This is a genomic window from Methylohalobius crimeensis 10Ki (assembly GCF_000421465.1).
GTDB classification, from domain to species: Bacteria; Pseudomonadota; Gammaproteobacteria; order Methylococcales; family Methylothermaceae; genus Methylohalobius; species Methylohalobius crimeensis.
Window position 1 is genome coordinate 497,887 of the sequence record NZ_ATXB01000001.1, and the last position, 19,956, is coordinate 517,842.

Below are 19,956 nucleotides of genomic sequence, written 5' to 3' on the forward strand. Positions count from 1 at the left end.
TCATAAAGGGAACATCCCCCTCCCATAATTGCGGCACACAAGCAAGCCTGGGGAGGTTGACATGGATTCTTGCCGGCTCTGCTTCCGTGTTGTCAACCGCCTCTAAAACAACAAGGAGTAGGATATGGCGTCGGTGCGAAGGCCACTGATTTACGGGGAAGTGTTGTTCGATTGTTTCGAGGACGGCGACTGCGTCCTGGGGGGCGCCCCTTTCAATGTCGCCTGGCATCTCCAGGGGTTCGGACTCGAACCCTGTTTCGTCTCCCGTATCGGTCGCGACGACCTGGGAAAGCAGGTGCGGGAGACCATGCTGCGTTGGGGGATGGATCTCCGTTTCCTGCAGGAAGATCCGCAAAAGCCGACCGGACGGGTTCAGGTCGCCCTGCAGGAAGGGCAACCCAGCTTCGATATATTGCCCGACCAGGCTTACGATCGCATCGACCCCAATGGCGTGCTGGCGGCCTGTGCCGGCGACAATTTCAGCCTCATGTATCACGGCTCCCTGATCGCGCGCACCGACGCCGGCTGGGCGGCGTTGGAACATGTGAAGCGTGATTTGCAATTGCCGGTATTCATGGACATCAACTTGCGCGAGCCGTGGTGGCGGATGGATCGGGTAAAAGCGCTTCTGGATCATTCGCGGTGGCTCAAGCTCAACGACGATGAATTGACCGCACTGGCGGCGCCCTCTTCTTTGCAGAGCGAAGGGCAAACGGATGCGGCGCGTCGCTTGCTAACCGCTCACGGGCTCGATTTCGTCGTGGTGACTTTAGGCGCCGAGGGAGGGTTGCTGGTCAAGGAGAAAGAACGGTGGACGGTGCCCCCCGCACCGGTAAGCCGGTTGGCGGATACCGTGGGCGCCGGCGACGGTTTCAGCGCCGTCATGGTTCTGGGTTTGATGCGTGATTGGGGTCTGGAGGTGACTCTCAAGCGGGCCAATACTTTCGCCGCCGCCCTCTGTGCCCAGAAGGGCGCCACCGCCGAGAATCCTTCCCTGTACCGGCGCTTTTTGGAGGCATGGCAATGAAGCAAAGGGATGGACTCTATATCGTCCTGATCAGCGTGCACGGGCTGATCCGCGGCAAGGATCTGGAACTCGGCCGCGACGCCGATACCGGCGGTCAGGTGCTTTACGTGGTGGAACTGGCGCGCCATCTGGCCGAGCATCCCGACGTGGCGCAGGTGGATTTGCTCACCCGCCGCGTCCAGGACGCCAAAATTTCTTCCGACTACGCCCGCCCCGAGGAATCCTTGAGCGACAAGGCCCGCATCGTACGGGTGACCTGCGGCCCCCGCCGTTATCTATACAAGGAGACCCTGTGGCCCTATCTGGATACCTTCGTGGATCACGCCCTTTTGCATATCCGGTCGGTGGGAAGGGTCCCCGATGTGATTCACGCCCATTACGCCGATGCCGGCTATGCCGGCGCGCGTCTGGCTTCGCTGCTGGGCGTGCCGCTCGTCTATACCGGCCATTCCCTGGGGCGAGTCAAGCGCGAGCGCCTTCAGGCGAGGGGGTTGAAACCCAAGACCATCGAAGACCGCTACAATATCTCGCAGCGGATCGAAGCCGAGGAATTCGCTCTGGATACTGCGGCCTTCGTGGTCGCCAGCACGCGCCAGGAGGTGGAAGAGCAGTACGCCCTGTACGATAACTATCAGCCTCGCGACATGGGGGTGATTCCGCCGGGCGTGGATTTGTCCCGCTTTCAGCCGCCTCGCCGCGGCGAGTCTTGGCCGTCGATTTTCGACGAGCTGTCCCGCTTCCTGACGCGTCCCCGCAAACCCATGATCCTCGCGCTGGCTCGTGCCGACGAGCGCAAAAACCACACCGGCCTGATCCGCGCCTATGGGGAAAATCCCGAACTGCAGGAAGCGGCCAATCTGGTCCTGGTGGCCGGCAATCGGGAGGATATCAAAACCCTGGAACGCGGCCCCCGGGAGGTGCTGACCCAGATTCTGCTGGCGGTGGATCGCTACGACCTATACGGCAAATGCGCCTATCCCAAGCATCATCAATCCGAAGACGTGCCCGATCTATATCGCATCGCCGCCCGGACCCGGGGCGTTTTCGTCAACCCGGCGCTCACCGAGCCTTTCGGCCTGACGCTGGTGGAGGCGGCCGCCAGCGGCTTGCCCATTGTCGCCACCGAGGACGGCGGGCCGCGGGATATCGTCCGGCACTGCCGCAACGGGATGCTGGTGGATCCCCTGGATACCGAGGCCATGGGCCGAACCTTGCAGGAGGCGCTCGCCCAAAAAGACCGCTGGCGGCGCTGGGCGCGCAGCGGCCTCCGGGGCGTCCATCGCCATTACAGTTGGCAGGCGCACGTGGAAAAATATCTGCGTCAGCTGCATCGGGTCATCGGTAAGCGCCAGCGCGCACGTCGCGCGCCCACCCCCAGCCGTCTGCCCACGGTGGAGCGGCTTTTGATCAGCGACATCGACAATACCCTGATCGGCGGAAGCCGGGAAGCCGTGGAAGCGCTCATGAACCGTTTGCGAACCAATTCGGTGCGACCGGGATTCGGCATCGCCACCGGTCGGCGCGTGGAGGCGGCGGTCAAGGTCCTGAAGGAATGGGGCGTGCCCCGGCCGGATGTGCTCATCAGCGCCGTCGGCAGCGAAATCCATTATGGCCACCTGGGCCGGCGCTTGTTGGAGGAAGAAGCCTGGAAGCGGCATATCGACTATCGCTGGAAGCCCAAGGCCGTGCACGAGGCGATGATCAATCTGCCCGGCTTGACCCTGCAGCCGCGCAGCGAGCAGCGCGCGCATAAGATCAGCTATTACATGGAGCCGGGCAAGGCGCCGTCGGTGGCGGAGATCAAGCGTCACTTGCGCCGGCTCGATCTGCACGCCAATGTGATCTATTCCCACCAAGCCTTCCTCGACGTGCTGCCCATCCGCGCCTCCAAGGGATTGGCGATCCGCTTTCTCGCCTGGCGCTGGGGCTTGCCCTTGGAGCGAATCCTGGTGGCGGGGGATTCCGGCAACGACGCGGAAATGCTGGTGGGGGATACCCTGGGCGTGGTGGTCGGCAACTACAGCCCTGAACTGGAGCGCTTGCGGGGCAAGCCGCGGATTTATTTCGCCGAGGCGACCTATGCCGGCGGGATATTGGAGGGACTCGACTATTACCATTTCCTGGGAAGTATGGATTTGCCTGAAGAAACCGAGGATTTTTGATGGAAGAACTTTCTGATTTGCTGTCCGTCAAGCACGATGCTTTCTATCTCTTGTTGCGGCGCTACGTAGCGATCGATCGCGCTTTTTTGCTGCGTTCGGATTTGTGGGACGAATTTCAGTCCTTTTGCGCCGAGGTTGGCTCGGAAGGCGTCTGCGATCCCGCCTTTTCCCGGGTAATCTCGCGCATGCAGGAAGCCGCCATGGATTCTCCCTGGCTGTGCGTGGCCATGCGCCCGCGTATCGGCAGATGGCGGTATATCCGCTTTCACGTGGAAGCAATGGAGCACGAGGAGATTCCGGTGCGCGACTACCTCGCCTTCAAGGAACGCTTGGTGGAAGGGCGCGACGCCGGCGAGGATTGGGTGATGGAGATCGACTTCGGCCCCTTCAATCGGGATTTCCCGCGCATGGTGGAATCGCGCTCCATCGGCCGCGGGGTGGAGTTTCTCAATCGCCGGCTGTCCAGCCAATTGTTCCAGGAGGTCGGCAAGGGGGAGCGCTGGCTGTTGGAGTTTCTGCGGGTCCACCAAATCGACGGACGTCAGCTCATGCTGGGGGAAACCATCCGCGACGTGCCCACCTTGCGCCGGGCGCTGCGCCAAGCGGAGGATTACCTCTCCGGCCAGTCGCCGGAGGCGGAGTGGGACACGGTGGGTCAGCGTTTGCGGAGTCTCGGTTTCGAGGCCGGCTGGGGGCGCACGGCAAGCCGGATGCGAGACACCCTGCATCTGCTCAGTGACATCCTGGAGGCGCCCGACCCGGCCAACCTGGAGCGGTTTCTCGGCCGCATCCCCATGATTTTCAAGCTGGCCATCTTTTCGGTGCACGGTTATTTCGGCCAGGCCAATGTCCTGGGGCGGCCGGATACCGGCGGCCAGGTGGTCTACATTCTCGATCAGGTGCAGGCCCTGGAGAAGGAAATGCGCCGCCGCTTGGATGAACAGGGGCTGGACATCACTCCCCGCATCCTGGTAGTGAGTCGACTGATTCCCGAGGCCGCCGGCACCGCTTGCGATCAGCATCTGGAACATATCGTCGGCACGGAAAACGCCTATATCCTGCGGGTGCCCTTCCGGAGCGAATCCGGCGAAGTGGTGCCCCATTGGATTTCCCGCTTCGAAATCTGGCCCTATCTGGAACGCTTCACCCTGGAAGCGGAAAAAGAGATGTTGGCCGAACTCGGGGGCCGGCCGGATCTGGTGATCGGCAACTATTCCGACGGCAATCTGGTGGCCACTTTGATGGCGCAGCGCCTGGGAATCACCCAATGCAACATCGCCCACGCTCTGGAGAAGCCCAAATACCTGTTCTCGGATCTGTATTGGCGGGACAACGACGACGCCTATCATTTCTCCTGCCAGTTCACCGCCGATCTCATCTCCATGAACGCGGCCGACTTCATCATCACCAGCACCTATCAGGAGATCGCCGGTCGCGAGGACACGGTGGGGCAATATGAAAGCTATCAGACTTTCACCATGCCCGGCCTCTACCGGGTTTTGAACGGGGTGAACATCTTCGATCCCAAATTCAATATCGTCTCCCCCGGGGCCAATGAAAATACCTATTTTCCCCATACCGAAAAGGCGCATCGCCTCGCCAGCTTGCATGCCGAAATCGAGGATCTCATTTTAGGCGGTCCCCGGGAGGATGCCCGGGGCGTGTTGAAAGAGTCGGACCGGCCCTTGGTGTTTACCATGGCGCGCTTGGACCGGATCAAAAACATCACCGGGTTGGTGGAGTGGTTTGCCCGGGACGAACCACTGCGCAGCCAGGCGAATCTTCTGGTCATCGCCGGTTATGTGGATGCTTCCCATTCCGGCGACAAGGAGGAGGCCGAGCAGATCGGGATTATGCATGAACTCATGGACCGCTACGGTCTGGACGATCAGGTGCGATGGCTCGGAACGCGCCTGGACAAGCCCTTGGCCGGCGAACTCTATCGCTACATCGCCGACCGCCGCGGGGTGTTCGTCCAACCGGCCTTGTTCGAGGCTTTCGGTTTGACCGTGATCGAAGCCATGATTTCCGGTTTGCCCACCTTCGCCACCCGCTACGGGGGGCCGTTGGAAATCATCGAGCACGGGGTATCGGGATTCCATATCGATCCCAATCACGGCGAGGAAGCCGCGCGGCTGATCCGCAATTTTCTCGCCCGGGCGGCGGAAAATCCGGAGGAATGGCGGCATATTTCCGACGCCGGGATCGAGCGGATCAAAGGCCGTTATACCTGGTCCCTGTACGCCGAGCGCATCATGACCTTGTCGCGGATTTACGGTTTCTGGAAATACATCACCAACCTGGAGCGGGACGAAACCCGGCGCTACCTCGAAGTGATCTACGGACTTCAGTACCGCCCCTTGGCGGCGGCGATCGGCAGGGATTGATCCAGCCACAATTGAAATGGAACCGGCGGGAATGTTCAGGATCGTTCTCGCCGTCCTTTGTCTATCCAACCTGCTAATTGCGGCTATTGTCGTTCTCCCCCTGGCTTGCTAAAATAGCATCAAGTATCTCTTGGAGGCTAGCGTGCCTAGCGTGCCCTATTTGCGAATCCTCGCCCTCTTGCTGATAAGCCTGCCGCAGGCGTTCATGCCCCTGCTGCATGCGCATGTGGGTGAGGACGGTTCGCCTCGGGTCGTGCACGTGCCCGGATGGGAGCCTTACTTCCAAGAAACCGACGAATCCGCTCTGAAAGGAAATTCCCTGGCCTCCGGTTGGCAGGGGGTGGTGGTTCGCTCGGATGGCGGGATTCGCCGCCAAATCTTGGCTTGTCCGCCCTTGGTCGCGCTGCCCGTCGAACCGATTCCGGATATTGTCGAACCAAGGCTCCGTCCACCTCGTCGGGGGCCGCCACGAATCGCGGCATTCGATTTCACCCTCTCTGCCTACCCTCGCGCTCCTCCCGCCTAAATTCTCTTCTTGTCGTTGTCGTCGCCTGCGTGTTCCTGGAAACTTGGCGGCGAATCTGGTTGTTTCTACTGAGAAGAGAACCGCAATGTGTATTGAAAAATTGCGATTGCCGGCGGTGCTTCTTTGCGCCGCGCAATTGATCGCCGGGATACCTCCTTCGGTGCGGGCGGAAACGTCTCCGCCTCCGGTAGGAGACAGCATGCTGATCCCCCATGTGGATGAACTGGAATACGATCCGGCCTTGACCCTGGGTGAAGTGGTCCAAACCACCGTGACCCATTTTCCCCGCACCCATCTGGCGCGCGCCTTCGACGAAGAGGCCCGGGCCTGGGATCGGCGGGCCAATGGGTGGCTGGCCGGCCCGACCCTGTTCGGTGTCACCTACAGCGGCGATCAGGTGGGGGACGACAGCGGCCAATGGTCGCTGGATACCGATTTGACCTTCATGATCTGGAAATGGGGCCAGCGCGCCGCCGCCGAGGAAGTGGCGGGGGAAGCGGCGCGTTATGCCCGGCTTTACCAAAAGGCGCTGTATTTGCAGGTGGCCGGTAGCGTCCGCGAGGCGCTTTGGGATCTGGAATTGAAGCGGGTGGCATACGAGACCGCCGACCAAGTATTGGCGGTGAGCGAAAAGCTCACCGAGGCGGTACGCAAGCGGGTGGATGCCGGGGATTTGCCCCGCACCGATTTATTGTTGGCCAAGACCGACTTCCTCCAGCATCGTTCCCAGGCGATGTCAGCGGAGGCCGAATGGATGCACGCCCGCAGGCGCTACTTGAATTTGACCCGAATCGACCGCGCCCCGGCGGATTTCGAGGAAGCACTCAGCGCCCGGCAAAGCATCTCGGTGGAGCATCCCTTGCTGACGGCCGCGTCGGCGCGGATCGAAGAGGAAAAAGCGCGGCTTCGCTTCACCCGCTTCGAGTCGGATACCGGCAACCAGCAGATTTATTTTTCCGTAGGCAGCCGGCACCAGCACACCACCCGCGGCGGTCCCAGTTTGAACGGCATCGCCGCCAATCTCACCGTCCCTTTCGGGGGCGGTGCCTACCAAGCGCCCAACGTGGCCGCCGTCCGTACCGCCTTGGCCGAGGCCGAGACCCGGCGGGGCGAATTGTATCGCAAGTTGGAGCGGGATCTGCACGAAACCGAACACATTCTGCAGGTGGACCGGGTGCAGTTGGAGCAGGCCGAGACCCGGCGTCAATTGGCGCAGGCCAATCTGGATTTGAGCCGCAAGGCGTTCGAGGCCGGGGAGATGAATCTGATCGATCTGCTCAAGGTCCAGGTGTTCGCCCAGGAGGCGTTGCGCGATGCCCAGCGCTGGCGGGTCCAGGTACAGCGGGACATCGCCCGTTATAACCAAGCGGTGGGGGAATTGCCATGATGAACTGGATGACTGCAATCGGATTGCTTGGCTTGGGTTTGACGGCGGCGGTTGCTGCGGAATTACCCGTTTTGTCTTTGGATGCGGCCCAAATCGATCGATTGGGTCTGCAGTGGACGGCGCCCGAATCGGTTCACGAAATTCCGCTGGGGTTGGTGCCGGCGCAGGTCACCGTTCCGCCGCAGGCCGAAACGGTGGTCAGCGCGCCTTTGGCCGGTCTGGTGGAGGCGGTGCAGGTGACTCGGGGAGAGTCGGTGACCGCGGGGCAGGCGGTGGCGCGCCTCAACTGTCCGGAACTTTTGACCCATCAACAGCACTTTCTCGACGCTTGGCAGGAAGTGCAAGTCGCCGAAGCCCGTTACGCCCGGGAAAAGCCTTTGTATTCAGAGGGGATTATTGCCAAGAGCCGGTGGCTCGAAACCCGCAAAACCCTGCGTCAGACCCGGACCGCCTTCGAGCAGGCGCGGGAAGCGCTGGCGCTTATGGGAATGAGGTCGAATGCCATCGACCGCTTGCTGAAGACCGGTCGACTGGACAGCGTGCTGGCGTTAAAGGCGCCGGCGACGGGCGTGGTCACGGCCCGGGAAGCCGTGGTCGGGCAGCGATTGGAACGCTTGATGCCTCTTTTGACCATCACCGGGACCGAAGAATTATGGCTGGAAATGGCGGTGCCGGTGGCGCAGGCCGAAAGGCTCGAGTCGGGAGCGAGCGTGGAAACGGATGCGCGGGTCGCATCGGGCAGGGTGTTTCTGATCGGCGGCGCGGTGGACCCGGAGACGCAAACCGTGTTGGTGCGCGCCCGTTTGATCGATCCGAAAGACTTGAAGCCGGGGCGAAAACTGTCGGTGTGGTTGTACGAGTCCTCCGCCGATGCGGTGTGGAAAGCTCCCCAGGCGGCGGTGGTGGAACATCAGCAGCAGCACTACGTGTTCGTGCGCACGCCGGAAGGCTTCCGGGTTCGGCCGGTGACCCTGGCGGGCGAGACGGCCGAGGCGGTATTTATCCGGGAAGGTCTCCGGAAAGGAGAGCTGCTGGTCAGCCGGGGCGTGGCCGCGCTCAAGGCGGCCTGGTTGGGCGAGGAGGAATGAGATGGGTGGATTGATTCGGTTTTCCCTCACCCAGCGCCTGTTGATGCTGTTGGCGGTGGTGGTGCTGGCGGGCCTGGGCTGGAACGCCGCCCGCAATCTTCCCATCGACGCCTTTCCCGACGTGTCCATTCCCCAGGTGAAGGTGATCGTCAAGGCGCCCGGCATGACCCCGGAAGAAGTGGAGTCCCGCATCACCCTTCCCGTCGAGTTGGAGCTTTTGGGGCTGCCTCACCAGAAAATGCTGCGTTCCATCGCCAAATACGCCCTCACCGATATTACCATCGACTTTGAGGAAGGGACCGACGTCTATTGGGCGCGCCAGCAGGTGGCCGAGCGTCTCAACAACGTGTGGGGAGCGTTGCCGGCGGGAGTGACCGGGGGCATCGCGCCGCTGACCACCCCATTGGGGGAGATGTTCATGTTTACCATCGAAGGGGAGACCCTAAACCTGATGGAAAAGCGCCGCTTGCTGGATTGGGTTCTCCGGCCGGCTTTGCGCACCGTCTCCGGCGTGGCCGATGTGAACGCGCTGGGGGGCTATGTGCGCAGCTTCGAAGTCCATCCCCGAGCGGACAAACTGGCGGCGGTCGGCGTGACCTTGGATCAAGTGGCCGCGGCTTTGACAAGCAACAACCGCAATTTCGGTTCCGGTCGGCTGGAGGTGGGGGAGGAAGCCTTGTTGGTCCGCTCCCGGGGACGGATTCAGACCTTGTCCGATGTGCGCCGGATCGTGGTGGCGGAAAGAGACGGCGTTCCGGTGACCGTCGGCGATGTGTGCCAAGTGCGCATCGGTGCCCTGACCCGCTACGGCGCGTTGAGCGAAAACGGAACCGGCGAGGCGGTGGAGGGCTTGGTCTTGGGCCTGCGCGGCGCCAATGCCCGCCAAGTGGTGGAAGGCGTGCGCGCCAAACTGGACCAAATCGCCCCGACCCTCCCCCCGGGAATCCAGATCAAGGAGCTCTACGATCGGGGCAAGCTGGTGGATCGGGCCGTCCATACGGTGGTCAAGGCGTTGACCGAGGCGATCGTGCTGGTGCTGGTATTGCTAATTTTGTTTTTGGGGGATTTGCGCGCCGCGGTGACGGTGGCGCTGATTTTGCCCCTGGCGGCCTTGTTTACGTTTTTTCTCATGCGCCGGTTCGGCCTCTCCGCCAATCTCATGAGCCTCGGGGGGTTGGCGATCGCCATCGGGATGCTGGTGGACGCGGCGGTGGTGGTGGTGGAAAACATCGCCACCTATCTTAGCCATGAGGACAAGACCTCTCGGCTGCCGGACTTGCATATCATTTATCGGGCCGTCAGGGAGGTGGCGGCGCCGGTGACTTCGGGGATTTTGATCATCGTGATCGTGTTTCTGCCCTTGCTGACCCTGCAAGGACTGGAAGGGAAGCTGTTCATTCCGGTGGCCTTGACCATCGTTTTCGCGCTTGCCGGCTCCTTGATTCTGTCTTTGACCGTGATCCCGGTGCTGGCGTCCTATATTTTGAAACAGCTTCCCCACCGGGAGCCCTGGTTGCCGCGGGTGTTGCATCGCCTCTACGAACCGGTGCTGCATTGGAGTTTGGCCCACGGACGAGTGGTATTGATCGGCGCCGGAATCGGCTTGGTGGTGGCCGCCGGGCTCTACACCCAAATCGGCAAGACCTTCATGCCGGAGATGGACGAGGGGGACATCGTCATCCAGACCGAAAAACTGCCTTCCATCAATCTGGAACAGACGGTGCGCTTGGACCAGGCGATCCAAAAAGCGCTGCTGGAAGAAGTGCCGGAGGTGAAGCGGGTGGTCAGCCGGGTGGGGGCGGACGAAATCGGCCTGGATCCCATGGGGCTGAACGAGACCGACCACTTCTTGGTGCTCAAGCCCCGTGAAGCATGGGAAGCGCCCGACAAACCAGCCTTGATCGACAAGCTGCGCGAGGTGATGAGACAGTTCCCGGGAATCGTCTTCGGTTTCACCCAGCCGATTCAGATGCGGGTGACCGAGATGCTCACCGGGGTGCGCGGCGATGTGGCGGTGAAGCTGTTCGGCAGCGACCTGGAGACTTTGAATCGCAAAGCCGAAGAGCTGGTTCAGGTGATTCAGCAAGTACCCGGCGCGGTGGATGTGATGACCCGCCGCAACGAAGGGGTACAGTATCTGGATATCGTCATCGATCGTCTCGCCGCCGGTCGCATGGGGCTCGACGGGGATACCTTGGGTCGCTTGCTGCGCAGCCAGATCGAGGGGTTGCGAATGGGCATCGTGCAAGAGGGCGTCCAGCGCACGCCTCTCTTGTTGCGGGGACCGGGAGATCCCGACCAGGTGCGCAACCTGCAGGTGACGCTTCCCGACGGTCGGGTCATTCCGCTCTCGGCGGTGGCCCGCTTGGAGAAACGGGAGGGTGTGGTGTCCGTCCGGCGGGAACGCGGGCAGCGCTACGCGGTGATTCGCGCCAATGTTCGCGGCCGCGACCTGGTGGGTTTCGTGGCCGAGGCGCGGCGCAAAGTGGCCGAAAAGGTCCAATTGCCCACTGGGTATTTTCTGGAGTGGGGCGGCCAGTTCGAGAATCAGCAGCGCGCCGCCCGGCGTTTGGCGCTGGTGATACCGGCCGCCATCGGGCTGATCTTTCTGCTCCTGTTCTCCACTTTCGGTTCGGTGCGCCAGGCGCTGCTGGTGTTGGGCAATATTCCCCTGGCCCTGATCGGCGGCGTGGTGGGGCTGTGGCTGTCCGGCGAGTACTTGTCGGTGCCCGCGTCGGTGGGATTCATCGCCTTGCTGGGGATCGCGGTCCTGAACGGCGTGATGTTGGTGACTTATTTCAATCAGCTCCGCGCCCTGGGGCGGCCCATCGAGCGAGTCGTGGTGGAAGGGGCGATGCGCCGTCTCAGGCCGGTGCTGATGACCGCAAGCATCGCCGCCTTCGGTCTGGTACCGCTCTTGTTCGCCACCGGTCCGGGTTCGGAAATCCAACGTCCCCTGGCCATCGTCGTGATCGGGGGATTGGTGACTTCCACCGCCTTGACCTTGATCGTGCTGCCCATTCTCTATCGTCGTTTCGGAGGAGCGTCATGACGCCGCTTTATCTCATAACCTTGCTGGCGGGTCCCGATCTGGAGGAGCCGGTGGTGGATTGGCTGCTGCGCTATGAGGCCCGATACGGTTTCACCAGCACCCCGGTACACGGCCATTCCAGCCGTCTGGAGGGGCTGAGCCTGGCCGAGCAAGTGACCGGACGCAAGCGTCAGGTCCGTTTCCAAATGTGCGTGGACGAGGCGGAGAAAAATCTTCTCCTCGATCGTTTGAAAAAGGATTTTTCCCAAAGCGGGATTCGCTATTGGGTGATGCCGGTATGGGAGGAGGGAGAGGTTTGAGTCATTCTCGCTGGAGCGGTTTGTGGGGAGAATTTCACCCTATGCCTTTTCCCTTTGTCAAAACCCCATGGGCCGGGTAAAGTAATGGCTCATATCAAAGGTTGGCATGTGAACCTAGACTCCGTTCTCTCCGTGAGTGTCAACAGAACCTAATTCAATCCGGGAGACGCAAGATGAAGCCAGTACGCATCGCGGTGACGGGTGCAGCCGGACAGATCAGCTATTCCTTATTGTTTCGCATTGCGGCGGGCGAACTCCTGGGGCCCGGGAAGCCGGTGATTCTCCAACTTCTGGAAATCAAGGAAATGGCGGAGGTGATGACCGGCACGGTCATGGAATTGCACGATTGCGCCTTTCCCTTGCTGCAGGACGTCGTGGTGACCGACGATCCGGACGTCGCCTTCCGGGATGCGGACTTGGTTTTCTTGGTGGGCGCCAAACCCCGCGGGCCGGGGATGGCGCGCAAGGACTTGTTGGCTGCCAACGCGGGTATTTTCGCAACCCAGGGAAAAGCGCTGAACCATTCGGCCAAGCGGGATGCGAAAGTCCTGATCGTGGGTAATCCGGCCAACAGCAATGCCTTGATTGCGATCCGCAACGCGCCGGATCTGGAATCCCGAAATTTCGCCGCCATGACCTGCCTGGATCACAACCGCGCGGTGGGTATGCTGGCCCGGCATTGTCAAGTGCCGGTGACTGACGTGCAGCGGATCGCGATTTGGGGGAATCATTCCCTGACTCAGTTTCCCGATTTGGTCCACGCCCGGGTGCAGGGCGAACCGGCACTGGAAAGGGTGGATTGGGACTGGTACGTGAAGACCTTCATTCCGGCGATCGAGCAGCGCGGCTCCGAGGTGATTCGTCTACGGGGGCGTTCCAGTGCTGCGTCCGCGGCTCACGCCGCCTTGACGCACATGCGTCACTGGGTGTTCGGTACCCCGCCCGACGACTGGGCCAGCATGGGCGTGCTGAGTGACGGCAGTTACGGCATCAGCGAAGGAATCGTGTACTCTTTTCCGGTCACTGTGGAAGAAGGCCGTTGGCAAATCGTGTCGGGATTGGAGATCGACGATTTTTGCCGCGAGCGCATGACGGTGACGGAAAAAGAACTGCTGGAAGAGCGGGAAGCGGTTAAGGCGTTGTTGTAGGTATAATAAACCACTTTATTGAAATCCAATTTGGGGGAGAGAATTGAAGATGAAACATCAGGCGTTGTGGGCGGGCATTCTCGGAGCAGCGGTGCTGACGATGGGGCAAGCGGCCGTGGCGGCGGGAGACCCCGAAGCCGGCAAGGCTAAATTCTATACTTGCCAGGGTTGCCACAGTATTCCCGGTTATACCAATGCCTATCCGACGTACCACGTGCCCAAGATCGGCGGTCAAAACGAAGCCTACGTCATCAGCGCATTGAAAGCCTACAAGGATGGCAGCAGAACCCATGGCAGCATGCAAGGCAACGCCGGCTCCCTGAGCGAGCAGGATATGGCCGACTTGGCCGCCTACGTGGCCCAATTCGGAAGCAATAAACGATCAGGCCCGATTACCGGCGATCCGGTGGCGGGCAAAGCGTTGACCGAAAAATGCGCCAGTTGCCACGGCGAGGACGGCAATCCGCCGGCGCCCAATTTCCCGCGTTTTGCCGGCCAATACGAAAGTTATTTGATCAATAGCTTGCTGTCCTACCAAAGTGGAAAACGTAAGCACCCCATCATGCAAGCCATGGTTCAGGGCTTGTCGGAGGAGGATATCCGCAACCTGGCCGCCTATTATGCCAGCCAGGCGGGTTTGGGTATCGTCGAAAGGGATTGATCCCACTTATATTGCAGCCTCGCTCCAGTGCCGAGACGATTGTGGCTACTGACGCTGTTCGTGGCGGTTCTCGCGGGTTTGGCCGGATTCTGGCAGTGGTTGGCAATGACCGACACCGTCACGCCCCGCATGTTGCGCGCCGGTCTCGCCTGGCTCACCGGTTTGGCCGACCGGGATTGGATGCCGGCGGTGATTTTGTTGAGCTATCTCGTGGGGTCACTGGTGGTGTTTCCGCTCAGCATTCTGGTGGCGGCCACCGGCATGATCTACGGCGCCATCTGGGGATTCGTCTACGCGTTGACGGGCACCTTGCTCGGCTCAACGGTTACCTATTGGGTGGGGTGGGCGTTGGGACGCAAGGCGCTGGCGCGGCACGGCGGCAAGTGGCTCAATCGGCTCGCTCGAATCCTGGCCCGGCGCGGCGTGCGTACCATGGCCATCGTTTCCCTATTGCCGCTGGCGCCTTTCACCCTCACCAACATGGCCGCCGGGGCGTTTCATCTCCGGTTCCGAGACTATCTGCTCGGCACCGTGATCGGCATTGTCCCGGGGCTGTTTGCGATGACGGTGATCGGCGGCCAGCTCGCTTCCTTGATTGAAGCCGAAGACGTGGGAACCGTGGTGGGGGCGGTGCTGGTTATTTCTCTGGTCGTGCTCGGTATCGCGGCTCTGCGCCATTTTATCGAACCCCGGGAACGCGAGCTGGAATAAGAGCTTGCTTACCAATTGCTATGGGGTATCGGTCATTCGTCCTCAGGGACGCTGCAAGTCCGTCCCTGGACGCTCGGGACTCGGCCATCCCGGTCGAGTACGCCCTTCGGACGAACGCCCGATACCCGCCTTTTCGGATTTGTAAATAAGCTCTAACAGTCTGTTTCAAAACTCGATATACCGTACAAGCCTATGAGGCATGACGTCTCCTTAATTTCCTCTCCGTCCGGGAATGACGCAAGAAGCATCCCTTCTCCCGCTGGCGGGAGAAGGTTGGATGAGGGTGGATCTAATTGAAATGAAAGACTTTTTTATTTGGCCACCCTCTCCCGCCAGCGGGAGAGAGGGATAATGGCATTCGCGATTTCCCTGACCCTCACACGCGTTTTGAAACAGACTCTAAGCGATTCTTTACTGCCGGGCGACGTTTAGGTAGCGGCGCAGGAACAATTCCGGATCCACCTTGGTTCGGTTGAGATAGACGTTCATATGTAGATGGGGGCCGGTCACCCGTCCGGTGGCGCCGACGGCGCCGAGGATGTCGCCGCGCTGAACGGTCTGGCCGGTTTCCACGTCGATCCGGGACATGTGGAAGTAGCCGCTGATCAGCCCCTGGCCGTGCTCCAGAAACACCGCGTTGCCGGTAAAGAAAAAATCACCCGTGCCGATTACTTCGCCGTCCGCCGGGGCCTTGATCGGCGTTCCCTTGGGAGTGACGATGTCGAGTCCGCTGTGGGGGTTTCTCGGTTGATCGTTGAAAAAGCGGCGCAGGCCGAAGGGGCTGCCGATACGCCCGCGGACCGGTAGGTGGAAATCGGTATCCACCTCGTCGCGATCGGTTCGGGCGGACAGAATCCTTCCCAGGATTTTACGCTCCCGCTTGATGCGGGCCAGATCTTCCGGCGGCGGAGAGACGTAATTTTCCTTGCCCTTGGGGAGGGTAATGTATTGGGCGGGGTATTCCTTGGGCTTTACCTCGAATGCCAAAGCCTCCGTGCCGTCGGCGCGGCGTACCCGAATTTCATGGGGGCCGGTCTTCGTGCCGAGGGGAATGCCCACCAGGGCGGTCCAGCGTCCTTCGTTTTCGATCACCAGGACCGATTTGTCGGCGAAGGTCGCGTGCGGAAGCTGCCCCTTTGCCTCCCCCAGATCCAAAACCGCGATTCCCCCCGGCACCGGGGAGTGGGCGGGGAGCGGTTGGGCGCCGGCGGAATGCCCCAGCAGGGCGAATGCAAGCAGGGCCATCCAGGCAAGGATTGAGGAACAGCGGTTGGGCAAAACACTTGGCGGTCGAAAGATCCTGTTTTCACTCGCTTGCAAGGCTATCCGGTCACTCATCTTCTATCACCTCTTTGACTTCACAGAGTAATTGCCCTTGGGCCAGGCGGGCTCGTATGTGATCGCCGGCTTGCATTTGCCGAGCCTCGGTCAACACGTGGCCGGTTTCCGCATCGGTCGCGATGGCGTAACCGCGTCCCAAGGTGGCCAGGGGGCTGACCGTGTCCAAGGCCCGGCTCAACTCGCCTAAATATTGCTTGTGCCTGTCCAGTCGGCGGCCTTGGGCTTCGTGGAGACGCCGATCCAGATATTCGACTTGGATTCGGGTCCGGATCAGCCGGTCCGCCGGATGATGGCGCGCCAGCCGGGCCAGCCGGGTTTCCAGGCGTTGCCGCCGGGAAGCCAGTTGGCTTTGGAGGGCTCGCTGGCAGCGCAATGTCACTTCGTCCAGGCGCTGCATCTTTTCCGTCAGGCGTCGGGCGGGATGGGTTTGCCGAAGCCGGGTGGTCAGCCAGCGCAGCTGTTGCCCCAGTTGGCGACGGTGGCGCTGGAACCAGAGGCTTATCCGATTTTCCAGCGCCACCAGATGGCGGTGCAGGGCTTCGCTGTCGGGGCTGACGGTTTCGGCGGCGGCCGAGGGCGTGGGCGCACGGTGGTCGGCGGCGAAATCGGCGATGGTGAAGTCGATTTCGTGACCGACCCCGGCGACCACCGGAATCCGGCTGGCATGGATGGCGCGCGCCACCATTTCCTCGTTGAAGGCCCACAAATCCTCCAGGGAGCCACCGCCGCGCACCAGCAGCAATACGTCGCATTCGTGTCGCCGGTTGGCTGTTTCAAGGGCGCGGGCGATCTCGTATTTGGCCGATTCCCCTTGAACCTGGCACGGATAGAGAATCACTTCCAGTCCGGAAAAACGGCGCCTGAGTACGGTCAGCACGTCGCGGACGGCGGCGCCACTGGGGGAGGTTATCACGCCGAGCCGCTCGGGCCAGGGAGGAAGGGAACGCTTGTGTTCCGGCGCAAACAAACCTTCGCCATGGAGGCGCTGCTTCAAGGCTTCGAAGGCCCGCCGCAGGGCGCCGTCGCCGGCCTCTTCCATGGATTCGACCACTAACTGGAAATCGCCGCGGGGCTCAAAAAGACTGACCTGAGCCCGGACCAGCACGTGATTTCCGTTGGCGGGGATGAAATTCAGCCTGCGATTGTGTTGCCGGAACATGGCGCAACGAACCTGGGCTTCGCCATCCTTGAGGGTGAAGTACCAATGTCCGGAAGCGGGGCGCGCCAGGTTGGACACTTCTCCCTCGATCCAGAGGCGGGGAAAGTTGTCGGTCAGCAGCCATTTCACCTCGCGGTTGAGGCGGCTGACGGTATAGACGTCGCGCTTGATTTCAAATGTCTCGGCGATCGATTCGGACTCGGACGGGAAATCCGGTGGCACCGCGACCATCAGTCCACGGCTCGCTTGAAGCGGTGAATCTGGCGCCGCTGCCGTTTATCCGGGCGGCGCAGGGGCTGGCCCGAGGCGTTTTTCTCGGCGCGTCGGCGGGCGACTTCCTCCTGGCGCCGGGCGTGACTCGCCGGATCCTCCTCGTACAGCAGGACGGCTTCCTTGGCGGGTCGGCGTTGGGGGTTGAGTGCGGTGACGGTGATGGTCCAAACGTAGGGTTCCTTGGTGATCTCCAGTCGGACGCCGACGCCGATTTCCTTGCTCGGTTTGACCCGCTGGCCGTCCACGTGCACCTTGCCGCCCTTGACCGCCTCGGCCGCCAATGACCGGGTTTTGAAAAAGCGCGCCGCCCAGAGCCACTTGTCCAGGCGCATTTTGGTTAAGGCTTCGTTCATGGGAATCGGTTCAGAGTAACGCTTGCGATTGAGAATACACCGATAAACGAGGAGAATAACGCAGTTTTAGGGTCGTGGTCGAATTCTGTCAAAGGGGAAAGTGAATGAAAAATTATCAGGATAGAGAATTTTCACGCACTTTAGTGCGCCTGGCGCAACTGAAGGTTGCCCGTAAGGGTGGCGTACAGGGAGGTACGCCATGAACTTGGAAAAAGTCGTCTTCGGCTTTTTTATCGTGTTGGCCTTCACGCTGAATTTCGGGTTTTTTCTGGGTGAAATGGATAACCCCCAGTATCATCAGGTCTATGAGCTGTTCGTGGTGGTGGTGGTGAATTTGATCGCCACCGTGCTCAAACTGGGAGATCGTACCCAGATCGGCGCGATTCTCCTTTCCACCAGCCTGGTGGCGGATCTGGAGCTGATTTCCGCCGCCATCTACTGGACCGTCGTGGTTCATATCACCGAGTCCGGCTTGACGCCGGATGTGACTGCCACGATCGTCTCCCTGAGCGGGGGAGCGTTGATGGCCAATATCGTCTCGGTCATCATGGTGGTGTCGGAAACCCTGATGCTGCGCCGCTGATGGCTCTGTTTAGCCCTCCCCGCGCCCAGCGAGTGACTTTTCTCGTTCTCCGGGAAATGCGCACTCCCATGTTGGTATTGATCTCCACCTATGCCTTCGCCATTTTGGGGATGACCTTGATGCCCGGGAAGGACGGCGGGCACATGAGCGTTTTTCACGCGTTCTACTTTGTCATGTATACCGCCACCACGACGGGGTTCGGCGAACTTCCGCAGGAGTTCAGCAATGCCCAGCGGTTGTGGGCGGTGGTGTGTTTGTTCATTACGGTGGTGGGTTGGTTGTATGCCGTTGGCGCTATCATTCGTCTGTTACAGAACGTTTATTTTCAACGTACCCTGGCGGAAGGCCGGTTCACGCGTGCGGTGCAGCGTCTACCGAGAGATTTCTTCATCGTTTGCGGATTCGGCGACACCGGCAGTATTTTGACCCGGGGACTCAGTAACGCCGGCATTTCGGCCGCGATCCTGGAAAAGGATGATGTCCGGATCAAGGCACTGCAACTGCGCGACTATACGGTGCCCATGCCGGGTCTATGCTGCGACGCCACCCTGCCGCAACATCTGTTGGAAGCGGGTTTGCAATCGCCCCATTGTCAAGGATTGGTGGCGCTGACCCACAACGAGGAAGCCAACCTCAAAATCGCCGCGGTGGCCCGTTTGCTCAATCCGTCGGTGCGTATCATCGTCATGTCGGGTTCGGAGATGCACGAGGAAACGGTGGCGACTTTGGGGCGGCGGACCCACTTCGTGGACCCGTTCAAGACCTTCGCCAAGGAGTTGGGGGCGGCGATCTGCAATCCCTATCTCTATTTGTTCAACGAGTGGTTGGCGCGGGCCAAGGGCGCCGCTTTGGACAAGGAAATCACTCCCCTTCCCAAGGGGCATTGGATCATCTGCGGCTTCGGGCGCATGGGGCGGGAAGTCCATAAAGTCATGACCGAATACGGCTTGTCGGTGGCGGTCATCGACGAAGGCGAGCCCGGTAGCGAATATCCCATGGATATCTTTATCCGCGGCAGCGCGACCGCCAAAACCTTGAAGGCGGGAGGGATCGAGCGGGCGGTGGGGGTGGTTGCGGCCACCGATGACGACGGCCGCAACCTGAGTATCTTGATCAACGCCCGCGCCTTGAATCCCAAGGTGTTTATGATCGTGCGCCAGAACCGCCATCAGAACGAACTGGCTTTCAGCGCCGCCAAGGCCGACATCATCATGCAGCCGTCCTTGATTGCCGCGCGGCGCGTTTTGTTCATGTTGACCGCCCCGTTGCTCAGGCGGTTCTTTATCGATTTATTGGAGAGTCATGCCACTCATCCGGAAAGAATTACGGATTTGATCAAACGCCTGCGGCACGTCTTGGGCGCCGAGCCACCCCATCTGTTTACCTTGAAAATACTCGACGAGCAGTCACCCGCCCTCTGGGGTGCTTTAGGCGGCGATGTGGAAATCAGTCTGGGGGACTTGTTGCGCGATCCCAGGGATCGCCGGGTATCCCTGCATACCGTTCCCCTGGTGGTGCGTTCCGACGATGGGGTTACCTATATGCCCGCGAAAAGTTTCCGTTTGCGTCGCAACGATCGGGTGCTGTTGTGCGGCACGGAGGCGGCTCATCGTATGCTGGAAGCGACGGTCCACAACGAATACACCTTGTATTATCTGGTCACCGGGCGGGACAAGCCCAGAGCTTATTGGATGCGTTGGCTACGCAGAGGGCAAGGCAAGGATCCGCATAACGGTTGGCCCAAAAGTATTCTCTCCAATGAGTAGGTTCCTAGTCATTCCAGATACTTATTGGGAGCC

16 protein-coding genes are annotated in these 19,956 nt (G+C 60.8%); 13 read left to right on the forward strand and 3 right to left on the reverse strand.

The features are described from left to right. Positions 1 to 124 precede the first annotated feature (124 nt). The 11 genes from H035_RS0102680 (at position 125) to H035_RS0102730 (ending at position 14,448) form a co-directional block, all read left to right on the forward strand. The gene (locus H035_RS0102680) at positions 125 to 1,027 is read left to right on the forward strand and encodes a carbohydrate kinase family protein (RefSeq protein WP_040574325.1); all 903 of its coding nucleotides are present in this window, start codon (positions 125 to 127) and stop codon (positions 1,025 to 1,027) included. Next, the gene (locus tag H035_RS0102685; RefSeq protein ID WP_026596195.1) at positions 1,024 to 3,189 is read left to right on the forward strand and encodes an HAD-IIB family hydrolase; all 2,166 of its coding nucleotides are present in this window, start codon (positions 1,024 to 1,026) and stop codon (positions 3,187 to 3,189) included. Before H035_RS0102680 ends, H035_RS0102685 begins: the two co-directional genes overlap by 4 nt. Further along, a complete protein-coding gene (locus tag H035_RS0102690) occupies positions 3,189 to 5,576 on the forward strand; it encodes a sucrose synthase (protein ID WP_022947465.1) in 2,388 nt (795 codons plus the stop codon). The genes H035_RS0102685 and H035_RS0102690 overlap by 1 nt, the downstream gene beginning before the upstream one ends. A 142-nt stretch (positions 5,577 to 5,718) precedes the next feature. Continuing rightward, positions 5,719 to 6,102 carry a hypothetical protein gene (locus tag H035_RS21940; protein ID WP_161623996.1) on the forward strand — a complete coding sequence of 128 codons (384 nt, stop codon included), beginning with the start codon at positions 5,719 to 5,721 and terminating at the stop codon, positions 6,100 to 6,102. A gap of 85 nt (positions 6,103 to 6,187) precedes the next feature. Then, on the forward strand, positions 6,188 to 7,489 hold the full coding sequence (locus H035_RS0102700; RefSeq protein ID WP_022947467.1) for a TolC family protein: 1,302 nt from the start codon (positions 6,188 to 6,190) through the stop codon (positions 7,487 to 7,489). Between the two features lie 8 nt (positions 7,490 to 7,497). After that, entirely contained in the window at positions 7,498 to 8,577 is a 1,080-nt protein-coding gene (locus tag H035_RS20670) for an efflux RND transporter periplasmic adaptor subunit (protein ID WP_161623997.1), read from the forward strand. A 1-nt stretch (position 8,578) separates the two neighbouring features. Beyond that, on the forward strand, positions 8,579 to 11,629 hold the full coding sequence (locus H035_RS0102710) for an efflux RND transporter permease subunit (protein ID WP_022947469.1): 3,051 nt from the start codon (positions 8,579 to 8,581) through the stop codon (positions 11,627 to 11,629). Next, complete coding sequence (locus H035_RS0102715) at positions 11,626 to 11,928, forward strand: DUF3240 family protein (protein WP_022947470.1); 303 nt, start codon at positions 11,626 to 11,628, stop codon at positions 11,926 to 11,928. Before H035_RS0102710 ends, H035_RS0102715 begins: the two co-directional genes overlap by 4 nt. Positions 11,929 to 12,101: 173 nt before the next feature. Then, a complete protein-coding gene (locus tag H035_RS0102720) occupies positions 12,102 to 13,076 on the forward strand; it encodes a malate dehydrogenase (RefSeq protein ID WP_022947471.1) in 975 nt (324 codons plus the stop codon). 49 nt (positions 13,077 to 13,125) lie between these two features. Next, positions 13,126 to 13,737: a c-type cytochrome gene (locus H035_RS21945; protein ID WP_022947472.1), complete on the forward strand. Its 612-nt coding sequence runs from the start codon at positions 13,126 to 13,128 to the stop codon at positions 13,735 to 13,737. 39 nt (positions 13,738 to 13,776) lie between these two features. Beyond that, positions 13,777 to 14,448 (forward strand): TVP38/TMEM64 family protein, encoded by a 672-nt coding sequence (locus tag H035_RS0102730; protein WP_022947473.1) that lies wholly within the window; start codon positions 13,777 to 13,779, stop codon positions 14,446 to 14,448. 411 nt (positions 14,449 to 14,859) lie between these two features. Here H035_RS0102730 and H035_RS0102735 read toward each other — a convergent pair whose 3' ends face one another. The 3 genes from H035_RS0102735 to H035_RS0102745 are packed head-to-tail and all read right to left on the reverse strand — an operon-like array spanning position 14,860 to position 17,574. Then, positions 14,860 to 15,786, reverse strand: a complete 927-nt coding sequence (locus H035_RS0102735) for a M23 family metallopeptidase (protein WP_200861522.1) — start codon at positions 15,784 to 15,786, stop codon at positions 14,860 to 14,862. Continuing rightward, entirely contained in the window at positions 15,779 to 17,179 is a 1,401-nt protein-coding gene (gene xseA, locus H035_RS0102740) for an exodeoxyribonuclease VII large subunit (protein ID WP_022947475.1), read from the reverse strand. Before xseA ends, H035_RS0102735 begins: the two co-directional genes overlap by 8 nt. Then, the gene (locus tag H035_RS0102745; protein ID WP_022947476.1) at positions 17,179 to 17,574 is read right to left on the reverse strand and encodes an RNA-binding S4 domain-containing protein; all 396 of its coding nucleotides are present in this window, start codon (positions 17,572 to 17,574) and stop codon (positions 17,179 to 17,181) included. The genes xseA and H035_RS0102745 overlap by 1 nt, the downstream gene beginning before the upstream one ends. A gap of 199 nt (positions 17,575 to 17,773) precedes the next feature. Between H035_RS0102745 and H035_RS0102750 the strand changes: the two genes are divergently transcribed. Next, entirely contained in the window at positions 17,774 to 18,157 is a 384-nt protein-coding gene (locus H035_RS0102750) for a DUF6394 family protein (RefSeq protein WP_022947477.1), read from the forward strand. Beyond that, entirely contained in the window at positions 18,157 to 19,923 is a 1,767-nt protein-coding gene (locus H035_RS17930; RefSeq protein WP_022947478.1) for a potassium channel family protein, read from the forward strand. The genes H035_RS0102750 and H035_RS17930 overlap by 1 nt, the downstream gene beginning before the upstream one ends. Positions 19,924 to 19,956 lie beyond the last annotated feature (33 nt).